Raw genomic sequence first — 24825 nt, 5'->3', positions numbered from 1 at the left:
AGCGTCATAGAGCGCCACGTTTACTCAGAGCTACGAAGATAGCCGGTTCGAGGAAAATATATCCTCGCAATCGGCTTTTTTTATTATAACCGGCGTGAGACAAAGTCGCGAAAAGAGAGGCAAATGAACCCCCGAACAAACTATGGAGGATTCAATCATGACCGATGACCTAAAAAAGGCACAGATTACTGAAAACAACCGTGCTCACTGGAAAAATGAAGAAAAGCAAATTCATGCCCTTTGGGACAAAGCATACAACCCTGGCGGTCAAAAGCAGATCGAGAGACTTAAACATCAGGGGAAAAAACCTGTGCGTGAGTTAATCCAACAGCTAATCGACACTGGAACAGATTTTTTTGAGCTAAGCCGGGGTGCCGGATTCGGCCTTGACTATGAAACCACTAAAGATGTCCCTTCGGCCGGTTTAGCGACCGGACTTGGTAAGATTCACGGTAACTGGGCAATGATCATTGCCAATGACAGCCGTGTCAAGGCCGGTGCATATTACCCCATCAATTGTAAAAAGCATCTGCGGGCTCAGGATATTGCCGATCGATGCGGTATTCCCACTATTTATATCGGTGACTCGGCGGGTGGATTCTTGCCTATGCAAGACCGCGTATTTCCCGGCCGTGACCAGTTCGGACGGTTTTTTTACAACATGAGCCGGATGTCCGCCAAGGGCCTAAAACAATATACCTTAAGCACAGGAGGCAACACTGCCGGCGGCGCCTATACGGTATACCTTGCATGCGAATCCATCATGATTGATAAGCTGGCCTATTCATTCCTTGGCGGGCCTCCAATGGTCAAATCCGCAATCGGGGAAGAAGTAACTATGCAAGACTTAGGCGGCGCAAAAATACACACTAGTATTTCAGGTGGCGCCGATCATTTTGTTACCTCACAAGACGAAGGGATTGAAAAGCTTCGTGAGCTTTTATCACATGACCCCCCTCAAAAAATATATGCAGACCGCCAGCCTGAGCGCCTGCCCCGGGTACCTGATGACCACTTGTACAAAGTACTTCCCTCAGATCCTTACCGAAGTATTGACGTCAGGCAGGTAATAGCAGCAATCGCTGATGATTCGGCGTTCAGCGAATATAAACGCAATTATTGCCCCGGTCGGGGTGATAATATCGTTTGCGGTAAAATACGTCTCAAAGGTCTGAGCATAGGAGTCGTTGCCAGTAACAGCATAGGAGTTATCTTTGTCGAATCTGCTCGCAAGGCTGCCGAATGGATCGTTCGTTGCTGCACTCAAAAATTACCAATCCTTTATATTCAGAATTCTCCGGGATACATGGTGGGTACTGAAGAAGAGTATGCCGGCATCGGTAAATACGGCTCCAATATGGTCAGGGCTGGGGCTTGCGCCAATGTTCCAAAAATTCAATGGGTCATCGGGCCAGACCACGGGGCTGCCAACTACGGGATGTGCGGCCGCGCTTATGATCCCAATTTTATATTCAATACCATGCGTGGGCGCACCTCGGTGATGTCAGGTAGAACGGCAGGTCACATTTTAACTACTCTTGAGCGAGCCAATACTAAAAAACGTGGTCAGAATAAAGATGAGAAAGAGTTCCAGAAATTTGAGCAAGAAATGATTGATAAATACTCTCGTGAGGCACACCCCTTTTACACTGAAGCTCGCATGTACCATGACGGCACTTTACCACTCAACATGTGCAGGGATGCACTGGCAACGGCTTTTGAAGTTTCGTTGCTGAAACCAATCCAACAATCGAGTTTCGGAAATTTTAAATTTTAATAAGGAGAAAGGCAGATGTCCGATACCATATTACAAGAAATGAAATCGAATGGGATGCTTATTCTGACTATGAACCGTCCCGGTGCTATGAATTGCATGAACATGGAGATGATTACTACGCTCAAGCAGGTCGTCGAGGAAAGTAATTTCGATTTGTCTATAAGGGTAATAATAATAACTGGTGCCCCGCCACTTGCAGGCAAAAAAGCATCGTTTTCAGCCGGAGCAGACCTCAAAGAAAGACGCAGTTTTAGCGATGATCAGGTGCGGCGCTTTATCACTACGGTTCGCGGCACTATGGCAGCAGTTGAGAACGCCCGGGTACCGGTGATCGCCGCAATAAATGGGTATGCATTCGGCGGTGGCTCTGAACTTGCCCTTGCGTGTGATCTGAGAATTGCCGCTGCAGATGCCATGATGGGGTTAACCGAAACCCGTCTGGCCATTATCCCAGGCGGTGGCGGCACCCAGCGATTGCCCAGGATCGTTGGTTTGGCCAAGGCAAAAGAACTGATCTATACCGCCCGGAGAATAGACGCTCGCACTGCATTGGAGATTGGTTTGGTCAACCAGGTAGCTGAATCCGATAAACTGATGAAAGCCGCGCAGGCCCTTGCAAAGGAGATTGCAGATAACGGCCCGGTGGCGGTCCAGCAAGCTAAATTCGCACTGAACTATGGTTCGCAGTGCAGCCTCGGTGTTGCCCTGCCTCTTGAATCCAAAGCATATGAAATTACCATCCCAACCCAGGACAGGCTGGAAGCACTGGATGCCTTTGCAGAAAAACGCAAGCCTGTTTTCACTGGGAAATAGCTGTTGGCGTTAGGATACATCAATTGCCAAACAAGGAATCGAAAAGGAGGAACTGAATGAGCAATCCATTTGAACTGAGCTACCCTAAAACAGTTCGTGTCGGCGATATTTCCATTCGAGAAGGGCTGCAGCATGAGGAGCATTTTATCCCTACTGAGGCAAAAGTATTTTATGTTGAAGAAGCTATACTGGCTGGATTCAAGCGGCTCGAGATTACCAATTTCGCTAACCCAGCTTTTTTGCCTCAGTTCAGGGATGCTGAAGAATTGTTCAAACGGGTCCGCGACAGCCGGCGACTGTCGAGAAAAGGAATTAATTTCGACGATATTGAACTGACAGGTGTAGCTATCAGGGAAACCGGTGTGGATCGGGCCATAGCCGGTCGAAAGGAAGGTTGGGGACCGGATCGGATCGGAATGATGGTGTCCACAGATGAAGAGCATCATTATGCCAATTCCGGTACGACTCTACCGGAATACTGGCAAGAAGCCAGCCGTTGCATTGAAAAGTGCCATGATGTCGGCATTCGGGTTTTCGGAACAGTAAGCACGATCTGGGGCAGTCCGATTTCAGGTCCCACGCGTTTCGAAGACGCTCTGGAGTTCACCAAACGCTGGCTTAGTATCGGCGCCGACGACATCGAACACGCCGACCACGACGGATCAGCTCCGCCGGATCAAGTCTACCGATATTTTTCCATGGTTCTGGATGAGATTCCCAACCGCGACCTGCACGTAGCCCACTTTCACGTCACACGGGGTTGGGGGCTGGCCAATGTCCTGGCCGCCATGGCTGCTGGTGTGGAGATCCACGAAGGCGTCATGGGTGGCATCGGCGGACAACCCGCCAATTTCCTGGATGGTGTGCCCGTCAGAGGAACAGGGGAATACTATTACCGAGATCCGAATATCGTCGGACTTGTCAGCCTAGAAGACATGCTAGTCATGATGGATGAAATGAAGGTGGAGACTGGTATAGATATAGAACGGGTTTTGGCTCTTGGCAATAAATGGGAAAAAACGATTGGCAGGCGTCTGAGATCCGAGTCCATTTTGAACGGGAGAATCCCCAAACAACCAAGGGAAGAATACAAACGTAAAGGCCTTGCGGAAAAAAAAGCGCACCGGGGGGAAGCGCCCGGACAATCTTTTCCGAAAAACTGGCCGGAAAATGTGGATCTTGACCCAATACTCACTGGAAAGACGCCCTGATGCCAAAACGCAAACAGAAAAATTTCAGCGCAAAGCCGCTTTGGCAACGCCGCATTCATAGCCCGTATTTCGTGTGCAAAATGTTGCTTAAATAACGCTCGAGACAAACGTAGAGAAGGAGCTTGCTGAAATGAAAAGCGAAATCATATCCCCAATGCCTGGAATCGTTGTCGACGTTTTGGTGAACAAAGGCGATAGCGTTTTAGCCGGACAGGATGCTGTGATCATCGAGTCAATGAAAATGGAAAATCCGTTGCGTGCGCCAGCAGACGGGACCGTTGCTGATGTCCTCGTGGCAAAAAATGATAACGTCGCCATGAACCAAGTACTAGTCATCATTAATTAGACGGTATTGATTCCCATAAATAATTTCCGGAAAAGAGGCAGCATTGGGAGGAAATATGGAATCAACAGCAGAACTTATTCAAAGGGCAGCTGAAAAATTTGGCAACCGAACATTTCTTTATTTCAAAAACCGAACAATTTCTTTTAGGCAAATGGATGAAGTCTCAGACAATTTGGCGGGTGCCTTCCTCCGGCTAGGGTTGAAAAAAGGAGATCGGGTGGCCGTCATGTTGATGAACAGGCCTGAATATCTTCATCTCTGGTTCGGCTTAAACAAAATCGGCGCAAGCATGGTCCCGATCAATGTCGACTTTACCGTCTATGAAACCCAGTACTTACTCGATCACTCAGAATCGGTCATGGCGATCACCGATTCAGCTCATTTCGACATAGTCGATTTAGCCCGTAAGGACTGCCCCGGCATACAATCGATGATCGTCTTAGATACACCATCCGCTCCCCCAGGCTGTGTGCTTTTTTCGGACCTGCTCAGACATGGTCAAGCTCCGCAAGAAACGCCGACCATCAGTTGTGATGATGAGGCCGCCGTTCTCTATACGTCCGGAACAACTGGACGGCCCAAAGGGTGCTTGGTCAATCAATACTATTACCTGAACTTAGGTGCCATGTATGTCCGTGAACATATGGTCGGGGATAAGGATGTAATCCTGACTCCCTTGCCTCTTTTCCATATGAACGCACAAACCCTGACTATAATGGGTGCCCTTACCGCCGGTGCGTCAGTTGTGCTCGTCGACCGCTTTCATCCGTCGACATGGTGGCAGGATATTCGGAAGCATCAAGTCACATTCTTTCACTACCTAGGAGTTATTCCGGCAATGTTAATGGGGCTAGCTGAAAGTGAATATGATTATGGTGGTAAAACCGTTTACGGGATCGGGGCTGGCGTGCCCAAAGATATCCAAGAAAAGTTCGAAAAGCGGTTTAACGTTGCTTTACTAGAGGTATACGGCTCCACAGAAGGTGGTGGTGGTGGACTTTTCCTGACTGGACGGAGGCTGAAGGAGCGGAAGCCTGGAACCGCAGCCTTTGGGAAACTCCTGCCGGAAGTAGAGGCGCGCATTGTTGACGACAATGATCGTTCAGTCCCCGATGGAACTGTCGGTGAATTGCTGACCCGCTCTTCCGACGAGATATTCCGCCGTAAAGGATTCATGTCCGGGTATCTGAAAGATCAGGATGCCACTGCAGAAGTTTGGCGCAATGGATGGTTTCATACAGGCGACTATTGCTACCGTGATGAAGATGGATATTATCATTTTGTCGACCGGAAAAAGGATATGATTCGCAGGAGCGGAGAAAACATTTCTGCATCCGAAGTGGAATCGGTCCTATCTGACCACCCTGATGTTCTGGATGCCGCCGTCATAGCGGTACCCGACTCTATTCGAATCGAAGAGGTTAAGGCCTATGTAGTCCCATGCGAGGGGGTTTCCTTGCCACCGGAACATCTAATCCAATGGTGCGAACAACGATTAGCTTATTACAAAATACCTCGCTTTATCGAATTTCGCGATAGCTTACCCAAAACAGCCACCCAGAAAATTCAAAAAAATGTACTCAAATCGGAAGTCGAAGACCTGATCGCCCATTCTTGGGACCGCACTCGGCATATGAAGCTGCACCGGGAAAAAAGGAGATAATCATGCCGAACTGGGAAAAAGTGACAATTGCAAAACAATTGCAAACCGCGGTGCAGCAATACGGAGATGATACGGCCCTCGTTTTTAAGGGCAAAAAGTGGACATACGGCCAATTATACCAAGAGTCGGCTATGCTGGCCGCCGGATTATGTGAAATAGGGGTTAAAAAAGGTGACCGCGTGGGGACACTGTTCGGCAATGCTCCTGAATGGATCCTGACTAAATACGCCCTGCATATCATTGGTGCCGTGATCGTACCCATCAACATAAATTTTCGTACTGAGGAGCTCAAATATATTCTACGACAGGGCGACATCCAGACGCTGATAATGACAGACAAATTGAAATCCGGAGATTATGTTGGATTGTTGACCGAGCTCGATCCGTATATCACGGGCGGTGTCCAAGACTCCATATCCTCGAAAATTATCCCCAGTCTTGAGCGAATCGTCTGTCTGAGCCCTTCAGGTAAGCGTTATCTTTTTTGCCATGATTTTATAAATATTATGGAATCTGGCCGCAGCTGTAATGGAAAAAAAATCAACGACATGATTGCAATGGGCGCGCCGGAAGACATTTGCAATATCCTTTTCACTTCCGGAAGCACCGCCTTTCCCAAAGGTGCGATGCACAACCACACCAGCCTGCTCGGCATAGGCCTAAACTTGATTCCTAAAACATTCAACATGACGCCCCGCAGTAAATTGCTATGCAACTTCCCCTTCTACCATATTGCCGGATGCGTCTACTTTCCCCTCGGTGCTCTGACCGGCGGATACGAACTGCATGTCAACGAATTCGTAGCTCCTGAAGTTCTTGAAATAATAAATTCTCAAAAAATCAACTTTTTCTGTGGTTTCGAAGCGCATTTCAATGCGCTTGCAAATGACCCTAACTTCAACGACTGCGATCTGGGATCGGTAGGCAACATACTGTTGGCCGCCGGGCCGGAATGGTACGAAAAATGTCGAAATGTGTTTCCTGGTGCAAAGGTCATCGCCCATCACTACGGGTTCAGTGAGGGTACCGGTGTCAGTATGAGTTTCGACGAAGTCGACGATTATATCCGTAAACATACGAATGGTAAACCTTGGCCAGGCATTGAGGTAAAGATAATTAATCCATATACAGGTGATCAGGTTGGACCCGAAGAAAATGGTGAGATTTGCTTGCGAGGGTGGAGCAGGTTTCAAGGGTATTATAAAGATGAGGAAGAAACACGTAAAGCAATTGACAGTGACGGTTTTTTCCACTCGGGAGATTACGGATGTAAAGACCTTGGCGGAAACATCAGCTACCGTGGTCGTTATAAAATGATGATTAAAACGGGGGGGGAAAATGTGTCTGAAAGAGAAGTAGAAATTTTCCTTGAGAGTATGCCCGGTGTTAGAAGCGTCCAAGTAATAGGCGTTCCCCATGAAAAATGGGGTGAAGCAGTTACTGCCATAATCGAAATTGAGCCAGAGCACAGGATGGTACAACAGGATGTGTTCGACTTCTGTAAAGGGAAAATAAGTAAATTCAAGACTCCTAAAAAAGTTTATTTCATCAGCAGTGGTGAATGGCCTCTACTGGGATCAGGTAAGATTAACAAAATCGCATTGAAAGAAAAAATAGTTTGTTAACATCAAGATACATCACCTTACACTTCAATTTTATATGAGGAGGTACACTAATCCAATTTAAAGAGAGGCATATCTATGGGCCTCTTATAGATTTTCGGGCAGCAGAATCAAGAAAGCTAATTGCTCACAACGAAAGGAAACTGTGATGACAAAGAGAACATTAAAAACTGTTTCGGTTATCGTTGTTCTAATCGCTGTAATTTTTGCTCCAGGCACTCCTGTCGTTGCAAAGCTAATTAAATGGAAAGCAGCCACGGTATGGACGCCGGCCATCACCTTGATTAAGGCTGACCAGTACTTTGTCAAGACACTCAACGAGTTGTGCAAAGGTGAGCTGGAAGTCAAACTATACCCAGCCCCCCAGATTGTATCATCTTTCGAAGTCTTTGGAGCAGTTCAAAGTGGGGTCGTAAAAATCGGGTTCGACTGGCCGGGTTATTGGGCTGGTAAAGATACAGCATTCGGTGCGCTGGGAGCGCTCCCATGTGGTCCAGGGCAAATGGATTTGATGACTTGGATCATCAAAGGTGGCGGGGACAAGGTTGCCATGGATGTTTTCGAAAAACATGGCTTGCTCTACTTTTTCCATACGGTGCTCCCTCCGGAGTCTGGTCTCCGTGGCAAAAGGAGCTTTACAAAACGAGAAGATTTCAAAGGAGCAAAAATTAGGATGTCCGGGCTGTTCCAGGGGAAAATTCTTAAAGATTTGGGTGCATCGCAAGTCATGTTAGCAGGCCAAGAAATATATCAGGCATTGGAGAAAGGCGTTATTGATGCTGCAGAGTTCAGCACTCCCGACAATGATTGGAGCCTTGGCTTCCAGGAAGTTACCTCCGTATGGAACTCTCCAGGGTGGCACCAGCCGGCATCTCCTATGGGACTGATGGTCAACCGTAAGGCATGGGACCAACTACCTCCGCATATCCAGCAAAAATTCAAAGTGGCCGCAACAGCCACGATGGCTTGGGGGATTGCCCATTACAATTACGAGGGTAGTCTTTATGCAAAAAAATTCATGGATAAAGGGGTTACAGTTAATTATTTGGATGAAGCAGTCATGGAGGAAATACAAAAATTGTCCTACTACCATATTGTAGAAGAGGCTGAAAAAAATCCAACATTCGCCAAAGTAGTTTATTCAATGTTCAGCGCCATGAATGTCCTTACAAATACTCGTGACAAGGAACTGGGGCTGCTAAGCAGGCAGATCATTCTGCCGGATATGGAAAAGTTGCGCCGAGCAGCCACACAATAGGTTTCACCAAAATGGAATTAAAGGCATAGTCTTGTTCGTTCATCCACTGCCCTCAAATGCATTCCTAACTGTTTAAGCGGCAGTGGATCAACGGCGGGTTCTAAAAATTGGCACATATCGTCTATAATTAAACCCTATTGGCCAGAGAGAAATGGGATGAAATCTTTGGACACCTATGTAACCGTCATTGAGAAGATTAATGCCTGGTTCGGAAAAACCTTCAGTTGGATTGCCTTGCTGCTGATGGTGCTTACGGTTTTAGAAGTGGTCTTACGGCGGTTTTTCAATTCGCCAACCATCTGGAATTTTGAAACGTGTACGCATCTATTCGGGCTTAACTTCATGATTGCCTCCGCGTTCACCCTAATGCAAGATGGACATGTTTCTGTTGATATCTTCCGGTCAAGGCTTTCTAAAAAAAGAAAAGCCCTGCTTGATATCTTTTGCTACCTAATCTTTTTTTTCCCTTTTACCATTGTCATGCTGTGGAAGGGAATTGATTATGCACAGATATCATGGTCCACCAGGGAAACAAGCTGGAGTGTCTTCGCCCCGCCCCTGTACCCAATCAAAACGGTTATCCCTCTTTCATTCCTGCTGCTAATATTACAAGGTGTTGCGAATGTGACCAGGCGCGTGCTGATACTTAATCCATCCAAAGGAGACTTTCATGATTGATATCAGCCCACAACTGCTAACTGTTCTGATGTTCACCTCCCTGGCAATAGGCCTGTTTTTGGGACATAGCTTAGCATTTGTGCTTGGGGGATTATCGGTAATTTTCGGGCTAATTTCCTGGGGACCGGACTCCTTGAACATGTTTATGAGCAGGATCTTCAGTATGATGAACAACTATGTGCTCATCGCAGTCCCCTTGTTCATTTTTATGGCCCAAATGTTAGGACAATCCAAAGTGTCCGACGGCCTGTTCGATGCATTGCGATACGTTATGGGATCACTCAAGGGAGGAATTGCCATTGCTGTAATTGTTGTTTCTGTCCTGTTTGCTGCTTGTACCGGAATTGTTGGTGCATCGGTTGTTACAATGGGTGTTTTGGCCCTGCCGATTATGAACCGATACGGGTACGATATGCGAATAAGCTCCGGCGTCATATGCTCAGGCGGTACTCTAGGTATCCTTATTCCCCCTAGCATTATGCTGATTGTAATGGCCAATGAGACATCTATATCCGTGGGTAAGCTGTTTGCGGGGGCCATTGTTCCCGGATTGATCTTGGGAGGCCTTTACATGCTATATGTCATTGTCATGTGCTGGATCAATCCGAATCTTGGACCAGCCCTTTCCGCTGAAGAGCGGTCCAAGGTGACATCCTCTGAAATATTATTCAAGGTGGTTAAATCGTTGGTTCCTCCATTGATACTAATCGTCGGGGTTTTAGGCTCCATTTTTGCTGGCATTGCCACACCCACCGAAGCCGCTGGTATGGGAGCGGCCCTATCTCTAATTCTCGTAATTATTTATAAGCGATTTAATAGGCAAGTTTTGTTCAGTGTTGTCCTCAATACCACTCAAACTACCTCTATGGTGTTAATGGTTGCGGTAGGTGCAACCTGTTTTACCGGAGTTTTCGTAGGCTCCGGGTGCGGGGATGTAGTGGCCGATCTTATCCAAACCATTGGCATGGGAAATAAATGGGGGGCCTTGGGCATCATGCTGCTGATTACTTTTATAATGGGAATGTTTATCGATTGGATCGGCATCGTCATGATTACCTTTCCCATTTTTATACCTATCGCTGAAGCTGCTGGGTTCGACAAACTTTGGTTTGTAGTAATGTGCGCTATCATGTTGCAGAGTTCGTTTTTGACCCCGCCGTTCGGATATTCCCTGATTTATCTGAAAGGATGTGCTCCACCGGAGGTAACCACCGAAAAAATCTGGGCCGGAAGCATTCCGTTTTGCTTGATGATCTGCTTAGGGTTGCTAATATGCCTTGTTTTCCCAACCACGATTACATGGTTTGCCGGTGTTTTAGTAAACTAACTATCCCAAAGCGTATTTCAAAAATAGCTAAAGTAAAAAGTAGTAGTTGTTATCTATTTCCTTAGCAATGAAGGAATTACTATGAATGAGATTAAATGGTATCCATCCCAAGAACGGGTTAACAACAGCAACATGATTCGATTCATGCAATTCATCAACCAAAAACTCGATACTGATCTGGGTCACTACGATCAATTGTACAAGTGGTCGGTCGATCATATCCCTGATTTTTGGGCGGCCTTGTGGGACTTTGCTGGAATTGTAGCTTCCCAACCTTACGATCGTGTTGTCGACAATCTTGATAAAATGCCGGGCGCGAATTGGTTTCCGGGCGCACGGATGAACTTTGCCGAAAACCTGCTACGCTACCGGGATGATCGCATGGCATTATCGTTTAAAGCCGAAACCGCCGATTCTTATCAGATCTCCTATGCCGAGCTCTACAACCGCGTGGCCTGCTTGGCCAGGTCCCTGAAGGACCGTGGCATCAAACCAGGAGACCGTGTCACGGGATTTATTCCCAATATGCCAGAGGCCATCATTGCCATGCTGGCTGCGGTCAGCCTGGGCGCGGTCTGGTCCTCCTGTTCACCGGACTTTGGCATCAAAGGGGTCCTCGACCGTTTCGGACAAATCCGGCCCAAGATGCTGATCGCTGCCGACAGTTACCGATATAAAGGCAAGTCCATCGATTGCTTGGATCGACTGTCCCGGATAGTCGATCAGATTCCCTCCATCCAAACTGTGGTGGTGGTTCCTTACGGAAAGAACCGTTCTAATATCAAAAGTATAGCCAATGCCGTCCATTACGACGAATTCGTCTCCAGTGAAAACGGACTGGAGATCGAATTCGTCCAGCTCCCGGCCGATCATCCCTTGTATATTATGTACTCTTCAGGCACCACTGGTCTCCCCAAATGCATGGTGCAGAGCGCAGGTGGTGTCTTAGTTAACCAGGTTAAAGAGCACATACTGCACACCGATCTGACCCGAGACGACACCATTTTTTACTTCACTACCTGCGGTTGGATGATGTGGAACTGGCTCACCTGTGCACTGGCGGTTGGCGCCACGGTCGTTCTTTTTGACGGCAATCCTTTTCACCCTGATCCCGGAGCGCTTTGGCAAATGGCTCAGGATGAGCGTATCACTGTATTTGGCACCAGCGCAGGTTACCTGGCGGCTCTTGAAAACACAGGTGCCTGTCCGGGCATAGACTACGACCTGAAGAGCTTACGCACGATCTTATCCACTGGCTCCCCTTTGTCACCTGAGCAGTTCGACTATGTCTACACCCGGATTAAACAGGACGTCCAACTGGCTTCCATATCAGGAGGATCGGATATAAATGGATGTTTTGCTGGGGGTAGTCCTATGGGGCCCGTCTACAGCGGTGAATTGCAATGCCGTTGCCTGGGGATGAGCGTGAAGGCGTATGATGAGAACGGCCAATCCGTTACCAACCAACGTGGAGAACTAGTCTGCACTGCGCCCGCCCCTTCCATGCCAATTTTTTTCTGGAATGATCCGGATGGCGCGAAATACCGGGCAGCATACTTCAAGGATTACCCCGGTGTATGGTGCCACGGCGATTATATTCAGATCACTGAAACCGGCGGTGTTATCTTCTATGGACGGTCCGACGCCACTTTGAATCCTGGTGGCGTGCGCATCGGAACAGCCGAAATCTACCGCCAGGTGGAAACTATCGAGGCAGTGGCCGATAGTGTGGTTATCGGGCAGCGCTGGGGGAACGATGTGCGGGTCGTTCTTTTTGTGGTCATGAAGGAAGGCTGTATCCTCACCGAATCGTTAAAGGATGAGATCAAACAGGTGATTCGATCCAATGCCTCGCCCCGCCATGTTCCGGCCAAAATCGTGGCCGTCATGGACATCCCCTATACTCTCAATATGAAAAAGGTAGAACTGGCTGTCAAGAACGTAGTTGAAAACCAGCATGTAACCAACCGAGAAGCGTTGTCCAACCCAGATTCCCTTGAGTGCTTCAGAGACCTTCCCGAACTGAAGTACTGAATGGCATCGAAGATAGCAGACAGGCCTCCTTGAAAGGGAAATCACCATGTTTTATGAAAAAGGGAAATCCTATGATGTGTTGGAGGTCGGAGAAAAAGCCTCCTTCAGTAAAACTATCACTGAAAGTGACATATACATATTCGCCGGCATAAGCGGTGATTTTAATCCCATGCATGTTAACGAAGCTTATGCCCGGCAGACGCGTTTCAAAACCCGCATTGCCCATGGCCCCCTGTCTCAAAGCCTGATCGCGCCGGTACTGGGAACAAAACTGCCAGGATTAGGGACAGTGGCCTTAGAACTATTCAGCCGCTTCAAGGCACCGGTTTATATCGGTGATACGATTACGGCATCGGCGCAAGTGTCTGAAAAGCTGCAAGATAAACGATGGGTTCGCCTGAAGTTGACTTGGGTCAACCAGAAAAATGAACTGGTGGCTGAGGGCACGGCACTGGTTATGCCACCTACATGAGTAGTATAAAGCCTTTTGACTGAAGGCCAGTCGTCTAACATAATAATCCCTAAACTTGTAATAAGTGAAAAAGATCAGATACGATTGTCTTTGAAGCTCCAGTGAGCCGTTTGTAACCGCATCTGTCACACGACTGTGTTTTGAAGGCCTCATAACCAACAATAGTGAGTCGCCTTGAAAGGCTTTACCACTACTGAGGATTTTTCAAGACTCGAGATCAAATTTGACCAACGTTTTTCAAATCCGGAAGCCTGTTATGACCGCTATTAATGCAATCAATATAGTTTGGGAGTTGTGGATTTCGATGCATTCGATCAACAATCTGTTATCTTGGAGGTGATGCCAAGCTTTTTATTTTATTTCACAATGCCTGTAGGTGCGGTTACGGTAACCTTGCAACCATATCTTTCAATCTTAGCTCCGTAGTCAATAGAACCTGAGGTGGCGATGAAACAATTTTTCTATCCATCGACATTGGCTGTATTTGGTGTGAGCCTCAATCCGAGGAATTTGGCAAAAACTATTATACGCAACTGCCTGGAAATGGGATTCGAGGGAAAAATTTATCCTGTAGGAAATAAACCGGGAACGATTTATGGGAAAAAAATTATAACAGATACCGCAAAGCTGCCTGAGGGCATTGATCTTGCTGTGATACTTGTGCCTTCCCACCTGGTAGCTCAAACAGTGGAAGCGTGTGGTTTCAAGGGCATACGACACGTAATTGTTTCTAGCGCGGGATACCGGGAGTATAAAGAAACGGATAATCAGGAGGAAAAAGACCTTATTAACGTCGCAAAGCATCATCGCATCCGATTCATTGGTCCTAACTGTGTGGGAACCATAAATACTGGATCGGGTCTTTGCACACCTTTTAACCCGATTAATACGCGGAACTTCATAAAAGGTTCAATTAGTTTGGTCGCCCAAAGTGGAGGAATCGCTAATCAAGCTGCCCATTATTTCTCAGATGAGTACATCGGGTTTTCGAAAATTATTAGCACAGGGAACAAATTGGATGTAGATGAGCTAGATCTTATCGAGTACTTGATAGAAGACGAGGATACCAAACAGATCCATCTCTATCTGGAAAGTATTGACAATGGAAAAGAATTTATAAGATTGGCGAAAAGATCACCGAAGCCGATTATCCTGTTCAAATCTAATGTGGGACCAACGGCTTCTAAAGTGGCCAAATCACATACCGCAGCACTTGCTAACAATGATAGGGTTATCGAAGGAGCCATGAAGCAAGCGGGGGTCCCCCGGGTGAGGAGTCTGCATGAAATGGTAATTTGTGCAAAGGCTCTACGCCTGCCACCGCTTAAAGGCAACCGTTTGGTAGCCATATCGCTATCAGGTGGATTTTCGGTTATCCTTGGAGACGCATGTGAATCATATGGTTTTGTTTGCCCAGAGCTGCCGTCAAAGCTGATTCAAGAAATTGAAAGGTATCGTAGGGGCGGGGTAATACGCATGTCCAATCCAATGGATTTCGGCGATATTCACAGCTTTGATATTTTATTAAAGTCCGTAAAGCAATGTTTATCTCTGGATAACATTGATGGACTATCGCTTTCTTTCATGTACGGACCGGAAATGGCAAAAATGATAGGTAGTGAAATCTCTAGCCCGAAAGAGCTTCTGGAGCTTTTTCGCTCAATCAGCAATGAGTTAGACAAACCCATAGGGCTCAGTTTTTTCACCGAAAAGAGACACTTGGAGCAGTTAAAAGCAGCCAATTCCTTTCCGGTTTTTGACAATCCCATGGAAAGCATTCAAGCTTTGTCCCTGCTGCGGGACTATACAACAAGACACAAATCGCAGAGTGTGTAATGCTTTCACAAAGCGATTGTGGCTGTTTGGTTTTCCATGTCGCAATGGCAATAGGGGTGTGGCGGCAATTCTATATGACTGCATGAAGACATCTGCTTTCGCTTGCAGTCTCGAGCGCATTTTTACTGATACTCGGATTTTTTCCAAAACCATGCAGTTATCCGCCGAATGTAGTGTGCCGGTTGAAGATACAATTTTGCCGATTCGAGGTCTTAAGAAAGTACCGTTTTTCAACAACCCGATAACATCACTACTGAAATTCATATTCCGGTAAAGAATACCGCCTAAATGGTTTCCGGAGGTTACCCCATGCACGTCAACCCGTTACAAACAATCATGAACCCGAAATCCATCGTTTACTTAGGGGGGTCCAACTCCCTCTCAACGATAGGCACTGCCCAACTCGTGACAATTCTCAAGAGTGGTTACCAAGGCAGAATTTATCCAATTCATAGAAAAGAAAAAGAAGTTATAGGGCTCAAAGCTTATCCCAATATATCTTCTCTTAATAAACCTGTTGACTTGGCTGTACTGGTAATACCTGGAAAGGCAGTCCCTGCCGTTCTTGATGAATGCGGTAGAGCAGGAATCAAACATGCAATCATAATAACAGCCGGTTATGGTGAAACTGGCAAAAATGGGAAAAAGGCTCAGGAGGATTTGATTAGAATTGCCCAAAAATATGGAATCCGCTTTCTTGGGCCAAATTGTATTGGTATTATCAACAGTCGAATCGGTCTGAATACAACTTGGTTTCCTGAAAAATATTCACCTGGGCATGTTGGAATCATATCCCAAAGTGGCAGCTACGTAACCCAAACATTGAACTACTTCGAAAAAATAGGAATGGGGATTAGCCAGGCAATTAGTATCGGGAACCAGGCCGATATCGATATGGTGGACTGCCTTGAATATCTTGGCAGGGATGACCAAACCCGATCCATTGCATTGTACATCGAGGGGATTAAAAGACCGGTCGACTTTCTGAAGGTTGCTAGAGAAATTACAGCAAAGAAATCAATCATCGCGGTATCTGCTGGCGGAACAGAGGCCGGGGCTCGAGCTAACGCTTCTCATACGGGCTCCATGGGAAGTCCGGACAAGTTGTATAGAGGACTTTTTCAACAGGCCGGCATTCTTAGGGCCAACGACGTGACTGAACTTTTTGACTGGAGTCTAGCTTTATCTAGCCAACCTCTGCCCAAAGGAAAAAGCTTTGCAGTGTTAACAAATTCGGGCGGTCCAGGGAGTTCAATGGCTGATGCGGCTGAAAGGAGCGGCCTACATATCCCTATCTTTTCTTCAAAAGTCCGCAACAAAATCAAAGCTATGATACCATCGGCGGCATCGAGCGTAAACCCTGTGGATGTCACGATGAATTATGATTTGGGATTGATATTTAAGAAGTTGCCAAACTTGATTCTAAATCTTAAAGAGATTGACGGTATGCTATTCTACGGGATTTTCGGCCCCGTTCATTTCAAGGATAAAATTGCCATGACCGGCAATACGAACGGATTAACCCAGGATTTGTTAGAAGAGGCGGTTGAAAAGATTTGCATTGAGTTCTGTAACCTTCCGAAAAAATCAAATAAACCAATTTTTTGCGCGAGTTTTACCGGACGTGAGGATAGTGCCGTGGCCTTAATACAGGATCACGGTATCCCGGTCTACCCAACTCCCGAAAGGGCTGTGAGCGCTATGGCCGCCCTATGGGAGTATCGAAAAATCAAGAATCGGTATAAATTAAGGCCTTCAGGGGGAAATAATGGAAATCATTGATGAGGCGTTAAAAAAGGGTCGGACGGCACTTTCCGAATTCGAATCGAAGAAATTGCTTGCCCAATACGATATTCCGATTACGAAGGAGGTATTGGTTGCAAATGAAAACAACTTGAAGGAGGCTATCCAAGAGATCGGTTATCCGATTGTTCTCAAGGGATGCTCGGCGGAAATTGGCCACAAGACTGAAAAGGGTTTAGTGCAGGTAGGCATTCACGACGAGGATGAAGCGCTATTTGCCTTTAATAGGATTTCCGAATTGATGAATGAGGCCGGGAGTGAAGTCCTTGTCCAAGAAATGGTTCAGGGGAAGAGAGAACTAGTGGCGGGGTTGAAAAGGGATCCCCAGTTCGGACCGTGCGTAATGTTTGGTTTGGGTGGCATCTTTACCGAGATTTTACAGGACGTCTGTTTTCGAGTCGCCCCTATAGAAGAAATCGACGCTTTTGAAATGATGGATGAAATTAAAGGGCATAAAATGCTGGAAGCCTTCCGTGGAATGGAACCTGTGGACCGTACCATGCTGGCCAAGCTTTTGATAACCATTGGACAAATCGGAATGGAAGTCGAAAAGATAGAAGAAATTGATATTAATCCTTTAATCATAAGAGGCAACCAACCCGTTGCAGTGGATGCCCTGATTTTATTAAAATAACTCTCGGAATCAATAAAGTCTTTTCGAAACTATTACCTTAGGATTTCCGATCATAGTCTTTTATAAGACGTGTCAGGCTGTCGGCTATATATTTTGAATGGCCCTGATCCTATGAAAAAGCTACCAGACCTTGGCGCATTTGCTAAAATAAAGTAGCTTTTCAAATAATCGGCCTCCCAAAAAAAATTGGCGGAGTGACCTCAGCCGAAGGGTGGCGGTGCCAATAATTAAAGGTTGGTATTTGGGGAGGTTTACCAATAGCAAGCGCCTTTCGGCCGAGGTCTCTCCATAAATGAGTTAACCGTTTTCAAATTTTTGCTTAAGCGCTCACTCAATACGTCTGTCAGGCAATCCAACTGCTTTCGATTTAGCCAAAGCCAACTTAAACTCAAGGTATTAAAATCAGTAACGTAATAGTTGTTTGGCCAATGCCGACAGGTATAACGGAACCTGGTGTTTTTCTCCCAACTGCAGGGTGATATCGATATCCTCGTACAGAAGGTCGAGCGCGGTTCCCGGTGAATAATGCTGCCACCATCCAGCCACCGTATTCCAATTGTCAATAACCCAACTCTGCCCGGTACTCACGCGAATAAGATCAAATATTGTGTCATGGTCCATTCCGGTATCTTCGATTAGCGCTTTGGCCTCATGGGCAACGCACATGTTGACCAACAACAGCATGTTGTTGACCAATTTGGCGGTCTGTCCTGCCCCCACCGACCCCACATGCACGACATGGCGGCCGATCACCTCGAATATCGGAAGAAATTTTCGGTATATGCCACTATCTCCCCCCACCATGATGGTCAAGTCGCCGGACTCGGCCCGCAGTCTGGCTCCGCTGACCGGGGCATCGATGAACCCGATCCCTTTATTTTGGAATGGCTTGGCCATTTTCCTTGCGTCAACGGGGCTGATGGTGGACATCACCGCTATTGCCGACGGTAACGATGAGGCTGAAACCACACCATTTTCTCCGAAAAGGACGTAGCGGACCTGTTCTGTCGTCCGAACGATAATCAGCAAAAGATCTGAATTCTCTGCAACTTGATCCGGGCCTGATACTGCCGAAGCGCCAAGATTAACAAGCCGCTTTACCCGTTTTTGGTCCAAATCGAATACAGCTAATGGATATCCTTTTTTAAGCAGATTTTCAGCCATGACCATACCCATCTTTCCAAGGCCGATCAATCCGAGTCTGGCTTTCATGGTCACTCCTTATTTAGTTCCTTGCTTTTTTCCAGTTCAGACAAATAAGTTCATAATCGTTGGCGGCGTACTATTTCTCAGTTTGGTCAGGACTTATTGTAAAACGCCTTCGAAATTGAAATCAATTTGATGTTGAACGTCCCGATCCAATTTGGTTTCATCGAGAAAGCCTCTGGAGACCTTCTAGGTTTCACGAATCCAGCGGGTCGAGATCTAGCTTGCTTTTCTGGGTGTGAATAATCTTCTTTGCCATTGAATACCAACGGAATAGAGTACCTTATCCGGCCAGAGAAACACACCACTACCCCTCAAATAATTCAAAGGAACTCAGGCCCCGAGACAAGGTGCTTCGCAAAGAATTTATTATAGCGCTCCGGGCATATTGTTTTGTAATTTTTAGAGCTTCGGGAACAAGGATTTTACCCAAATTCCCTGCCTCCGCGACAGTCTGGTCCACCACACCTTCAGGTGAGCATATCCGATCCAGGTAGCCGGCCTGCACGGCGCCTATCGGGTCATAGATCCGCGCATTACACGTTGCAGCAAAGAAGTGACGCGGGCTCAGTCGGCTCCGGGCGAGTTCCACTACAAAGGCAGGTAAAGGCATGCCTATCGAAACCTCATTAAGACCAATCTTGAATGGCCCCTCTGCCCCAATGCAAACATCGGCACTTAGCAACATGACCGCTCCCATGGCCATTGCGTGTCCTGTGCAGGCCATGAGTACCGGCTGGGGAAAGGACAAAATTTGCATCAGCATATCTGCACCGGCGGCGACCAAACCGCGCATGGCTTCATGGCCGGCTCTTGCAAGCTTTAGGTCGAACCCCGCGCAAAAAAAGCCTGGTCTGCCGCTGAGCACGACAGCCCTTGATTCGGACTCGGCAAGTGATAACGCCTCGCGCAGTGCGGCAATGCTCTCATGGCTGAGCGTGTTGGCTTTGCCGTCATCCAGTGTGATCAGCGCCACATCTTCTCTCATAAGGGAGGAGACTTGTGAAGAATTTCTCATGTAATCATTCAATGGATGCTTTAGAATCCGATCGTTTACAACCTATATCGGTAAGCTACGGCGATCAAAATGTTATTACTCTGGCAACTAAACGCACCAACTATGCAGCATAGGCAATGTTGGGATCTTTAAAGTACTTCATGATTCTTTTGGGCAGCTTTTGAAGCTTTCGCAAGTGACCAATGGTTTTTCGTTTCAACTGTTATTTTGTTCGCGCCGGTTTGTTCTTATGGACATTGAGTTTCAGATCACGGTTTAAATATTCATCAGGGTTCAGCTCAGGTGAATAGGATGGCAGGAAGAACACTTCAATTGCATCCTTGTGTCCCTCAAGCCATTCCCTAACCGGTTTGCTATGATGGGTGCGCAAATTGTCCAGTATCAAAAACACTTTCCGGTCTGCATCTTTTATCAGTCGGGTCATGAATCGGATCAGCGTTTTTAAATTCATGGCATTTTCATACACCATGAACCGAACTTTACCCTGGTTGGTCACGGTCGATATCATGGAGATCTTTTCTCGCTTGGCTGGCAACCGTATCGCCGGTGTTTTACCAGCTGAGGCGTAGCTGCGATGGTAGTAAGCGTTGTTCAATAAACCTGTCTCATCGCCCCAATGAATTTCGGCCTGTTCTGTTTTAGCTCGCTCGGCAATAGTCGGATACGTTTCGTCCAGCCATTGTTGGACGGCCTTCGGATTCCTTTCATATGCCCTGGTGAGCGGCTTTGGCGGGGTAAATCCCCAGCGCTTCAAATATTCCCCAACCGTTCGAATGGGAATTTGAATCGAATACAACTGGTTCACAAACTGCTGGACAGCGATGCGTGTCCATAAGGCAAAAGGAAGCTTCAACTGGTCGGGGCATCGATCTTTTATCAATCGTTGTAGCTCGCGCTCCTGATCATCCGTCAGTGTGCGGCAAGTACCTTTGCGGCGACCCCGCTGTTTGTGTTTGATCGCTTTTTGACCACCTTGCTCGTAGGCCTTCCACCACTTGCAAACATTCGTGTGGTGAACGCCAACAATCGCGCCGATTTCCTTATACGTCCGTCCGGCTTGACGAAGCCTGATGGCCTGGTTGCGAAGTTCCTGTTGCACCTCGGGTTTCAGTTTTCGTGTATCTGTCTTTTCCATAAACGATGCTATAGCACAAATGAGAGAAAATTGGTATGTTTAATTGCCGTATTAATAATAATGGTAGGCACTGACTTCACATCTAGTCCTGTACCCCATAAATAGCCTGGATTTCCTCCGAAAATTTTTTGTAGATGTTGGCTCGACGGACTTTCATGGTAGCGGTCAGTTCGTCGTCATCGTGATCAAGTTCCTTAGTTAGTAGCAGGAACTTTCGCACATTCTCCACCCGAGCAAACTGTTCGTTGACTTCGTCCACTTCTCTTTGAATCAGGTCATGGACCTCAGGAAGTTTTGAGAGCGACTTGAAATTGGTATAGGCAAGGTGATGATCCGTGGCCCATTTGCCAACGTTTTCGAAATCAATCTGAATCATTGCCGAGACAAACTTGCGGTCGTCGCCCAAGATGATGGCCTCCTTGATGAAGGGGCTAACTTTGAGTTCGTTTTCCAATAAAGAAGGTGCGATGTTCTTTCCGCCCGAAGTGATAAGGATGTCTTTTTTGCGGTCTACGATGGCAAGATGACCGTCTTCGTGTACCTCGGCGATATCTCCAGTCATGAGCCAGCCATCAACAATTGCTTCGGTTGTGGCCGCCGGATTTTTGTAATAGCCGGAAAAAATGCTAGGCCCACGCTTCATCAACTCCCCGTCCGGTGCGAGCTTGAATGTGATGCAGTCCAGTGGCTTTCCCACTGTACCGAGCTTGATGTCGTCTCCCTTGTGAATGAAGGACAGCCCTGTGCACTCAGTCATTCCATAACCTTCCTTGACGCGAATGCCAATCGCGTGGAAATATCTCAGCACTTCGGGGCTTATCTTCGCTGCTGCGGAAAAACACAGCCGTACATTTCGAAGTCCTACGTAATTCTGCAGCGCCCTGAAGATGAAGCCATAGCAGGCCCACCAGATCAGCGCAAGGCCAATTACTACCTTTTTACCGGCCAGTCGTCGATCGCAAACCCCATATCCGATTTTCATACAAAGGTTAAAAATGTTCTGTTTCAACCAACTGGAATCCTGAATGTTGACAATGATGGAATTCTGTAATTTCTCCCAAATGCGGGGCACACCCAAAAAAACGGTTGGAGCGATTTCCCTGAGATCATTTTGGATCGTAGCGATGCTTTCCGCAAAATTTACCTGGACACCAAAATATAGAGGCAAATAAAGACTGAAGATCTGCTCGGCCACATGGCAAAGGGGCAAATAGGAAACAACGCTATCCGTGTCGTCAATTTCCATAGCTGCCGCGGCAGCACGGGTCATCGCTTCGATGTTGCGATGGTTCACCATGGCTCCTTTAGGAGGGCCGGTGGTACCCGATGTGTATATCATAATGCAAACATCTTGGGCATGCCCCTTTTCGATCTCTGCTTGAAATCTATACTGCTCTTTTTTTGCCAAGGCAAGACCACGTTTGGCCACCTCTGCAAAAGAAATGATATTGTCTTTCGGGTAGTTCCGCAGGCCTTTCATGTCCTTGACGATAATTTTTTTCAGTTTTGGAAGATCGTCGATGACTTCAAGTATTTTATCGGTCTGTTCCTGATCTTCGCACAATACAAAAACCGAATCAGAGTGTTTGACAACATAGTGGACCTCTTTACAGGGGCTGGTTGAGTAAACACCCAACGCGACTCCGCCCAGGCTGATAATCCCCATGCAGGAATAAAGCCATTCGCAACAGTTTTCACTGAGAATTGCCATGTGATCGCCACGTTCGAAACCAAGCTGTTTAAGGCCCAGAGAGAAATTACGGACATTCTCAAAGTACTGCCTCCAGGTAACCCGTTGCCAAATGCCGTAGTCCTTTTCCCTCAGTCCTACCGAATCACCACGGAGAGCGACCTGGTCAAGAAATACCTGGGGAAGCGTTTTTCCGATCAACTCAACCATCGCTTCCTCCGCTTGTAATGTTTTACGTCTCGATAGCTGGCCTTCTCCTCACTATGACCAACACCCAGATAAAATTCCTGAACATCTTTATCCTTGAGCAACAATTCTACGGGACCATCAAGTACGACCTTTCCATTTTCCATGATGTAACCGTAGTTGCTGATATCTAACGCAAGTTGAGCGTTCTGCTCCACCAATAGAATGGTCATCCCTTCCTTCCGATTGATCTGCTGTAGGATGTCAAAAATCTCTTCAACCAGCATTGGCGCCAATCCCATCGATGGCTCGTCGAGCATCATAAGCTTAGGTTGCGCCAGCATTGCACGGCCTATGGCGAGCATTTGCTGTTCACCTCCGCTCAGGTAGCCGGCTAACCGGTTATTACGGCTCTTGAGAACAGGAAAATAAGTGAAACACTTTTCAATATCCCTGGCAATGCCGGGCCTATCTTTGCGTGTATAGGCTCCGCATGCCAGATTTTCCTCTACGGTGAGGTCCTCGAAAACACGTCTGCCTTCCATAACCTGAAAAATGCCTTTTTGCACTATCTTATGGGGAGCCATTCCTGCTAAGGAAAACTCCCGATAATTAATACTGCCTTCGGTGATTTCACCATCCTCCAGAGGCAGTAATCCAGAAATGGCTTTAAGCGTAGTAGATTTGCCGGCACCATTTGACCCCAGCAAGGCCACAATGGCGCCCTGTTCCACTTTCAGGGAGAGCCCCTTCAGAACCAGGATCACATTGTTGAAAACCACCTCGATGTTGTTGAGTTCAAGGATAGCGGGCAACTTGTCCTCCATATATACAATGCGCTGTCATGCCTCCACACCTGTTGGACAGAAATGATATGGAGGCAAGTCAACACAGCATTGGAACGATTTATCGACCGAGTGGTCGCCGCCCTTGTCAATCTAAATACATCCAGTCGGATGCGGGGATATATTTGCCGCCTTCGGCTCGGTATACTTTCCCCATTGCCGTGGCATTGGTGTCTTTGAAACTCACTACACCGGCAAGACCGCCCGTATCCCAATCCCTGATCTTAGGAATCATGTCCTTGAGGTTTTCTCCCGTTACCTGAAGGTTCCGATCGACACACATCTGGGCTAGTTTGGTAAACACCATGCCGGTAAACCACCCCTGCATGTAGGAATTTGGTCGATAGGTGACATCCGGGTGATGCTTTTTGTTGTAGGCCCGAATGATCTGGATCATAGGAACGTCATCCATGTACCAGTAGCTGTATGGCATGACCCCCATGTATCCATCTCCATCAGGACCGAGCTTGTCTATAAGCATCTTGCTCATCGCCCAGAAAGTTCCCATAAAGGTTATATCCAGACCGAAATCCTTGGCGCCTGTGATGACCGCTGGAATGGGGGAGACCACGTAGCCCTGAAAGATACAGAAATCTGGCTTGTTGCGCTTGAGGTCCAACAACTGGCTAGTCACGTCTACGGCACCCACCTTCGTAACTTCCTCGGCAACCACCTCAATCCCAAGTTCCTTGGCTTTCTCCCTTGCGTAGGGAATCGGGTCACGGCCGAATTCGGTATCGCTATAGAAAAACGCCACCCGGGGCGGAACGCCCTTTTTTTTGGGATGATCGGCGATATATTTCAATAGTATGCCGAATTGCTGGGCATAGGTAGATCCTCCAACGAATATATACGGGTTCTTTTTCCGGTCGCTAAGTTCCTCGGAGAAACTTGTGGAGCTGTAGACCACATGATAGCGATCATTAATTTCCGGAGATAGCGCTTTGCCCTGTCCCGTCGACTCCCCATACATCATCACCGGAGTGTCTTGGGCCATGATTTGCTTGAAGGTTGCGACGGCGCGTTTCAGGTCGTAACCGGTATCCTGATAGAGGTACCTGAACCTTTTGCCACCTGCGCCACCCTGCTCGTTGGCATAGCCGACGGCATCCATTAGTCCCTCATTGATGTGTTTTCCGGCGAAAGCGAAACGACCGGTAATCGGCTGACAACCGCCAATTACTATTTCGTCTTCAGCCCACGAAGTACCTACTGCCACCAACATAAACAGCACGGCAGCCCATGCGATCCACCATTTCTCCTGTTTCATT

19 protein-coding genes and 1 pseudogene are annotated in these 24825 nt (G+C 47.2%); 14 read left to right on the top strand and 6 right to left on the bottom strand.

The features are described 5' to 3' along the window. Positions 1-157: 157 nt before the first annotated feature. From DSCA_RS18015 to DSCA_RS17950, 14 genes are all read left to right on the top strand, one after another. A complete protein-coding gene (locus tag DSCA_RS18015) occupies positions 158-1777 on the top strand; it encodes an acyl-CoA carboxylase subunit beta (RefSeq protein ID WP_155317744.1) in 1620 nt (539 codons plus the stop codon). A gap of 15 nt (positions 1778-1792) precedes the next feature. Then, positions 1793-2590: an enoyl-CoA hydratase-related protein gene (locus DSCA_RS18010; RefSeq protein WP_155317743.1), complete on the top strand. Its 798-nt coding sequence runs from the start codon at positions 1793-1795 to the stop codon at positions 2588-2590. Between the two features lie 56 nt (positions 2591-2646). Continuing rightward, entirely contained in the window at positions 2647-3801 is a 1155-nt protein-coding gene (locus DSCA_RS18005) for a beta/alpha barrel domain-containing protein (RefSeq protein ID WP_155317742.1), read from the top strand. 130 nt (positions 3802-3931) lie between these two features. Then, a complete protein-coding gene (locus tag DSCA_RS18000) occupies positions 3932-4147 on the top strand; it encodes an acetyl-CoA carboxylase biotin carboxyl carrier protein subunit (protein ID WP_155317741.1) in 216 nt (71 codons plus the stop codon). A 55-nt stretch (positions 4148-4202) separates the two neighbouring features. Beyond that, positions 4203-5810 carry an ATP-dependent acyl-CoA ligase gene (locus DSCA_RS17995; RefSeq protein WP_155317740.1) on the top strand — a complete coding sequence of 536 codons (1608 nt, stop codon included), beginning with the start codon at positions 4203-4205 and terminating at the stop codon, positions 5808-5810. A gap of 2 nt (positions 5811-5812) precedes the next feature. Next, positions 5813-7435 (top strand): AMP-binding protein, encoded by a 1623-nt coding sequence (locus tag DSCA_RS17990; RefSeq protein WP_155317739.1) that lies wholly within the window; start codon positions 5813-5815, stop codon positions 7433-7435. 145 nt (positions 7436-7580) lie between these two features. Then, the gene (gene dctP, locus DSCA_RS17985) at positions 7581-8690 is read left to right on the top strand and encodes a TRAP transporter substrate-binding protein DctP (RefSeq protein ID WP_155317738.1); all 1110 of its coding nucleotides are present in this window, start codon (positions 7581-7583) and stop codon (positions 8688-8690) included. A gap of 165 nt (positions 8691-8855) precedes the next feature. After that, a complete protein-coding gene (locus DSCA_RS17980; RefSeq protein ID WP_167527846.1) occupies positions 8856-9368 on the top strand; it encodes a TRAP transporter small permease subunit in 513 nt (170 codons plus the stop codon). Beyond that, positions 9361-10695, top strand: coding sequence for a TRAP transporter large permease (locus tag DSCA_RS17975; RefSeq protein WP_155317736.1), 1335 nt, complete (start codon positions 9361-9363; stop codon positions 10693-10695). Before DSCA_RS17980 ends, DSCA_RS17975 begins: the two co-directional genes overlap by 8 nt. A gap of 81 nt (positions 10696-10776) precedes the next feature. Next, entirely contained in the window at positions 10777-12729 is a 1953-nt protein-coding gene (locus tag DSCA_RS17970) for an acetoacetate--CoA ligase (protein WP_155317735.1), read from the top strand. A 46-nt stretch (positions 12730-12775) separates the two neighbouring features. Then, entirely contained in the window at positions 12776-13201 is a 426-nt protein-coding gene (locus tag DSCA_RS17965; RefSeq protein WP_155317734.1) for a MaoC family dehydratase, read from the top strand. Between the two features lie 447 nt (positions 13202-13648). Next, positions 13649-15037 (top strand): CoA-binding protein, encoded by a 1389-nt coding sequence (locus DSCA_RS17960; RefSeq protein ID WP_155317733.1) that lies wholly within the window; start codon positions 13649-13651, stop codon positions 15035-15037. Between the two features lie 309 nt (positions 15038-15346). Next, the gene (locus DSCA_RS17955; protein ID WP_167527845.1) at positions 15347-16819 is read left to right on the top strand and encodes an acetate--CoA ligase family protein; all 1473 of its coding nucleotides are present in this window, start codon (positions 15347-15349) and stop codon (positions 16817-16819) included. Beyond that, positions 16806-17474 (top strand): acetate--CoA ligase family protein, encoded by a 669-nt coding sequence (locus DSCA_RS17950; RefSeq protein WP_155317731.1) that lies wholly within the window; start codon positions 16806-16808, stop codon positions 17472-17474. The genes DSCA_RS17955 and DSCA_RS17950 overlap by 14 nt, the downstream gene beginning before the upstream one ends. 402 nt (positions 17475-17876) lie before the next feature. Here the strand turns inward: DSCA_RS17950 and DSCA_RS17945 are convergent, their stop codons facing one another. The 6 genes and pseudogenes from DSCA_RS17945 to DSCA_RS17920 form a co-directional block, all read right to left on the bottom strand. Further along, positions 17877-18686, bottom strand: a complete 810-nt coding sequence (locus DSCA_RS17945) for an NAD(P)-dependent oxidoreductase (protein ID WP_155317730.1) — start codon at positions 18684-18686, stop codon at positions 17877-17879. A gap of 301 nt (positions 18687-18987) precedes the next feature. Further along, a complete protein-coding gene (locus DSCA_RS17940; protein WP_155317729.1) occupies positions 18988-19710 on the bottom strand; it encodes a crotonase/enoyl-CoA hydratase family protein in 723 nt (240 codons plus the stop codon). 88 nt (positions 19711-19798) lie between these two features. Continuing rightward, positions 19799-20833 (bottom strand): annotated as a pseudogene (locus DSCA_RS17935) (IS630 family transposase). Positions 20834-20915: 82 nt separating this feature from the next. After that, entirely contained in the window at positions 20916-22733 is a 1818-nt protein-coding gene (locus DSCA_RS17930) for an AMP-dependent synthetase/ligase (RefSeq protein WP_155317728.1), read from the bottom strand. Next, on the bottom strand, positions 22721-23524 hold the full coding sequence (locus tag DSCA_RS17925; protein ID WP_155317727.1) for an ABC transporter ATP-binding protein: 804 nt from the start codon (positions 23522-23524) through the stop codon (positions 22721-22723). Before DSCA_RS17925 ends, DSCA_RS17930 begins: the two co-directional genes overlap by 13 nt. 118 nt (positions 23525-23642) lie before the next feature. Beyond that, the gene (locus tag DSCA_RS17920) at positions 23643-24824 is read right to left on the bottom strand and encodes an ABC transporter substrate-binding protein (protein WP_155317726.1); all 1182 of its coding nucleotides are present in this window, start codon (positions 24822-24824) and stop codon (positions 23643-23645) included. Position 24825 lies beyond the last annotated feature (1 nt).

It is taken from the genome of Desulfosarcina alkanivorans (genome assembly GCF_009688945.1).
GTDB classification, from domain to species: Bacteria; Desulfobacterota; Desulfobacteria; order Desulfobacterales; family Desulfosarcinaceae; genus Desulfosarcina; species Desulfosarcina alkanivorans.
Note: the sequence above shows the minus strand (reverse complement) of the source record. Positions and strands in the feature narration are given on the sequence as shown.

What these genes read in the sequence shown, in the direction of transcription:
- DSCA_RS17930 (WP_155317728.1), bottom strand. Translation starts at nt 22,733, where the DNA reads ATGGTTGAGTTGATCGGAAAAACGCTTCCCCAGGTATTTCTTGACCAG.
- DSCA_RS17950 (WP_155317731.1), top strand. Translation starts at nt 16,806, where the DNA reads ATGGAAATCATTGATGAGGCGTTAAAAAAGGGTCGGACGGCACTTTCC.
- DSCA_RS17965 (WP_155317734.1), top strand. Translation starts at nt 12,776, where the DNA reads ATGTTTTATGAAAAAGGGAAATCCTATGATGTGTTGGAGGTCGGAGAA.
- DSCA_RS17990 (WP_155317739.1), top strand. Translation starts at nt 5,813, where the DNA reads ATGCCGAACTGGGAAAAAGTGACAATTGCAAAACAATTGCAAACCGCG.
- DSCA_RS17955 (WP_167527845.1), top strand. Translation starts at nt 15,347, where the DNA reads ATGCACGTCAACCCGTTACAAACAATCATGAACCCGAAATCCATCGTT.
- DSCA_RS17960 (WP_155317733.1), top strand. Translation starts at nt 13,649, where the DNA reads ATGAAACAATTTTTCTATCCATCGACATTGGCTGTATTTGGTGTGAGC.
- DSCA_RS17920 (WP_155317726.1), bottom strand. Translation starts at nt 24,824, where the DNA reads ATGAAACAGGAGAAATGGTGGATCGCATGGGCTGCCGTGCTGTTTATG.
- DSCA_RS17945 (WP_155317730.1), bottom strand. Translation starts at nt 18,686, where the DNA reads ATGAAAGCCAGACTCGGATTGATCGGCCTTGGAAAGATGGGTATGGTC.
- DSCA_RS18000 (WP_155317741.1), top strand. Translation starts at nt 3,932, where the DNA reads ATGAAAAGCGAAATCATATCCCCAATGCCTGGAATCGTTGTCGACGTT.
- DSCA_RS18010 (WP_155317743.1), top strand. Translation starts at nt 1,793, where the DNA reads ATGTCCGATACCATATTACAAGAAATGAAATCGAATGGGATGCTTATT.
- DSCA_RS18005 (WP_155317742.1), top strand. Translation starts at nt 2,647, where the DNA reads ATGAGCAATCCATTTGAACTGAGCTACCCTAAAACAGTTCGTGTCGGC.
- DSCA_RS17970 (WP_155317735.1), top strand. Translation starts at nt 10,777, where the DNA reads ATGAATGAGATTAAATGGTATCCATCCCAAGAACGGGTTAACAACAGC.
- DSCA_RS18015 (WP_155317744.1), top strand. Translation starts at nt 158, where the DNA reads ATGACCGATGACCTAAAAAAGGCACAGATTACTGAAAACAACCGTGCT.
- dctP (WP_155317738.1), top strand. Translation starts at nt 7,581, where the DNA reads ATGACAAAGAGAACATTAAAAACTGTTTCGGTTATCGTTGTTCTAATC.
- DSCA_RS17995 (WP_155317740.1), top strand. Translation starts at nt 4,203, where the DNA reads ATGGAATCAACAGCAGAACTTATTCAAAGGGCAGCTGAAAAATTTGGC.
- DSCA_RS17975 (WP_155317736.1), top strand. Translation starts at nt 9,361, where the DNA reads ATGATTGATATCAGCCCACAACTGCTAACTGTTCTGATGTTCACCTCC.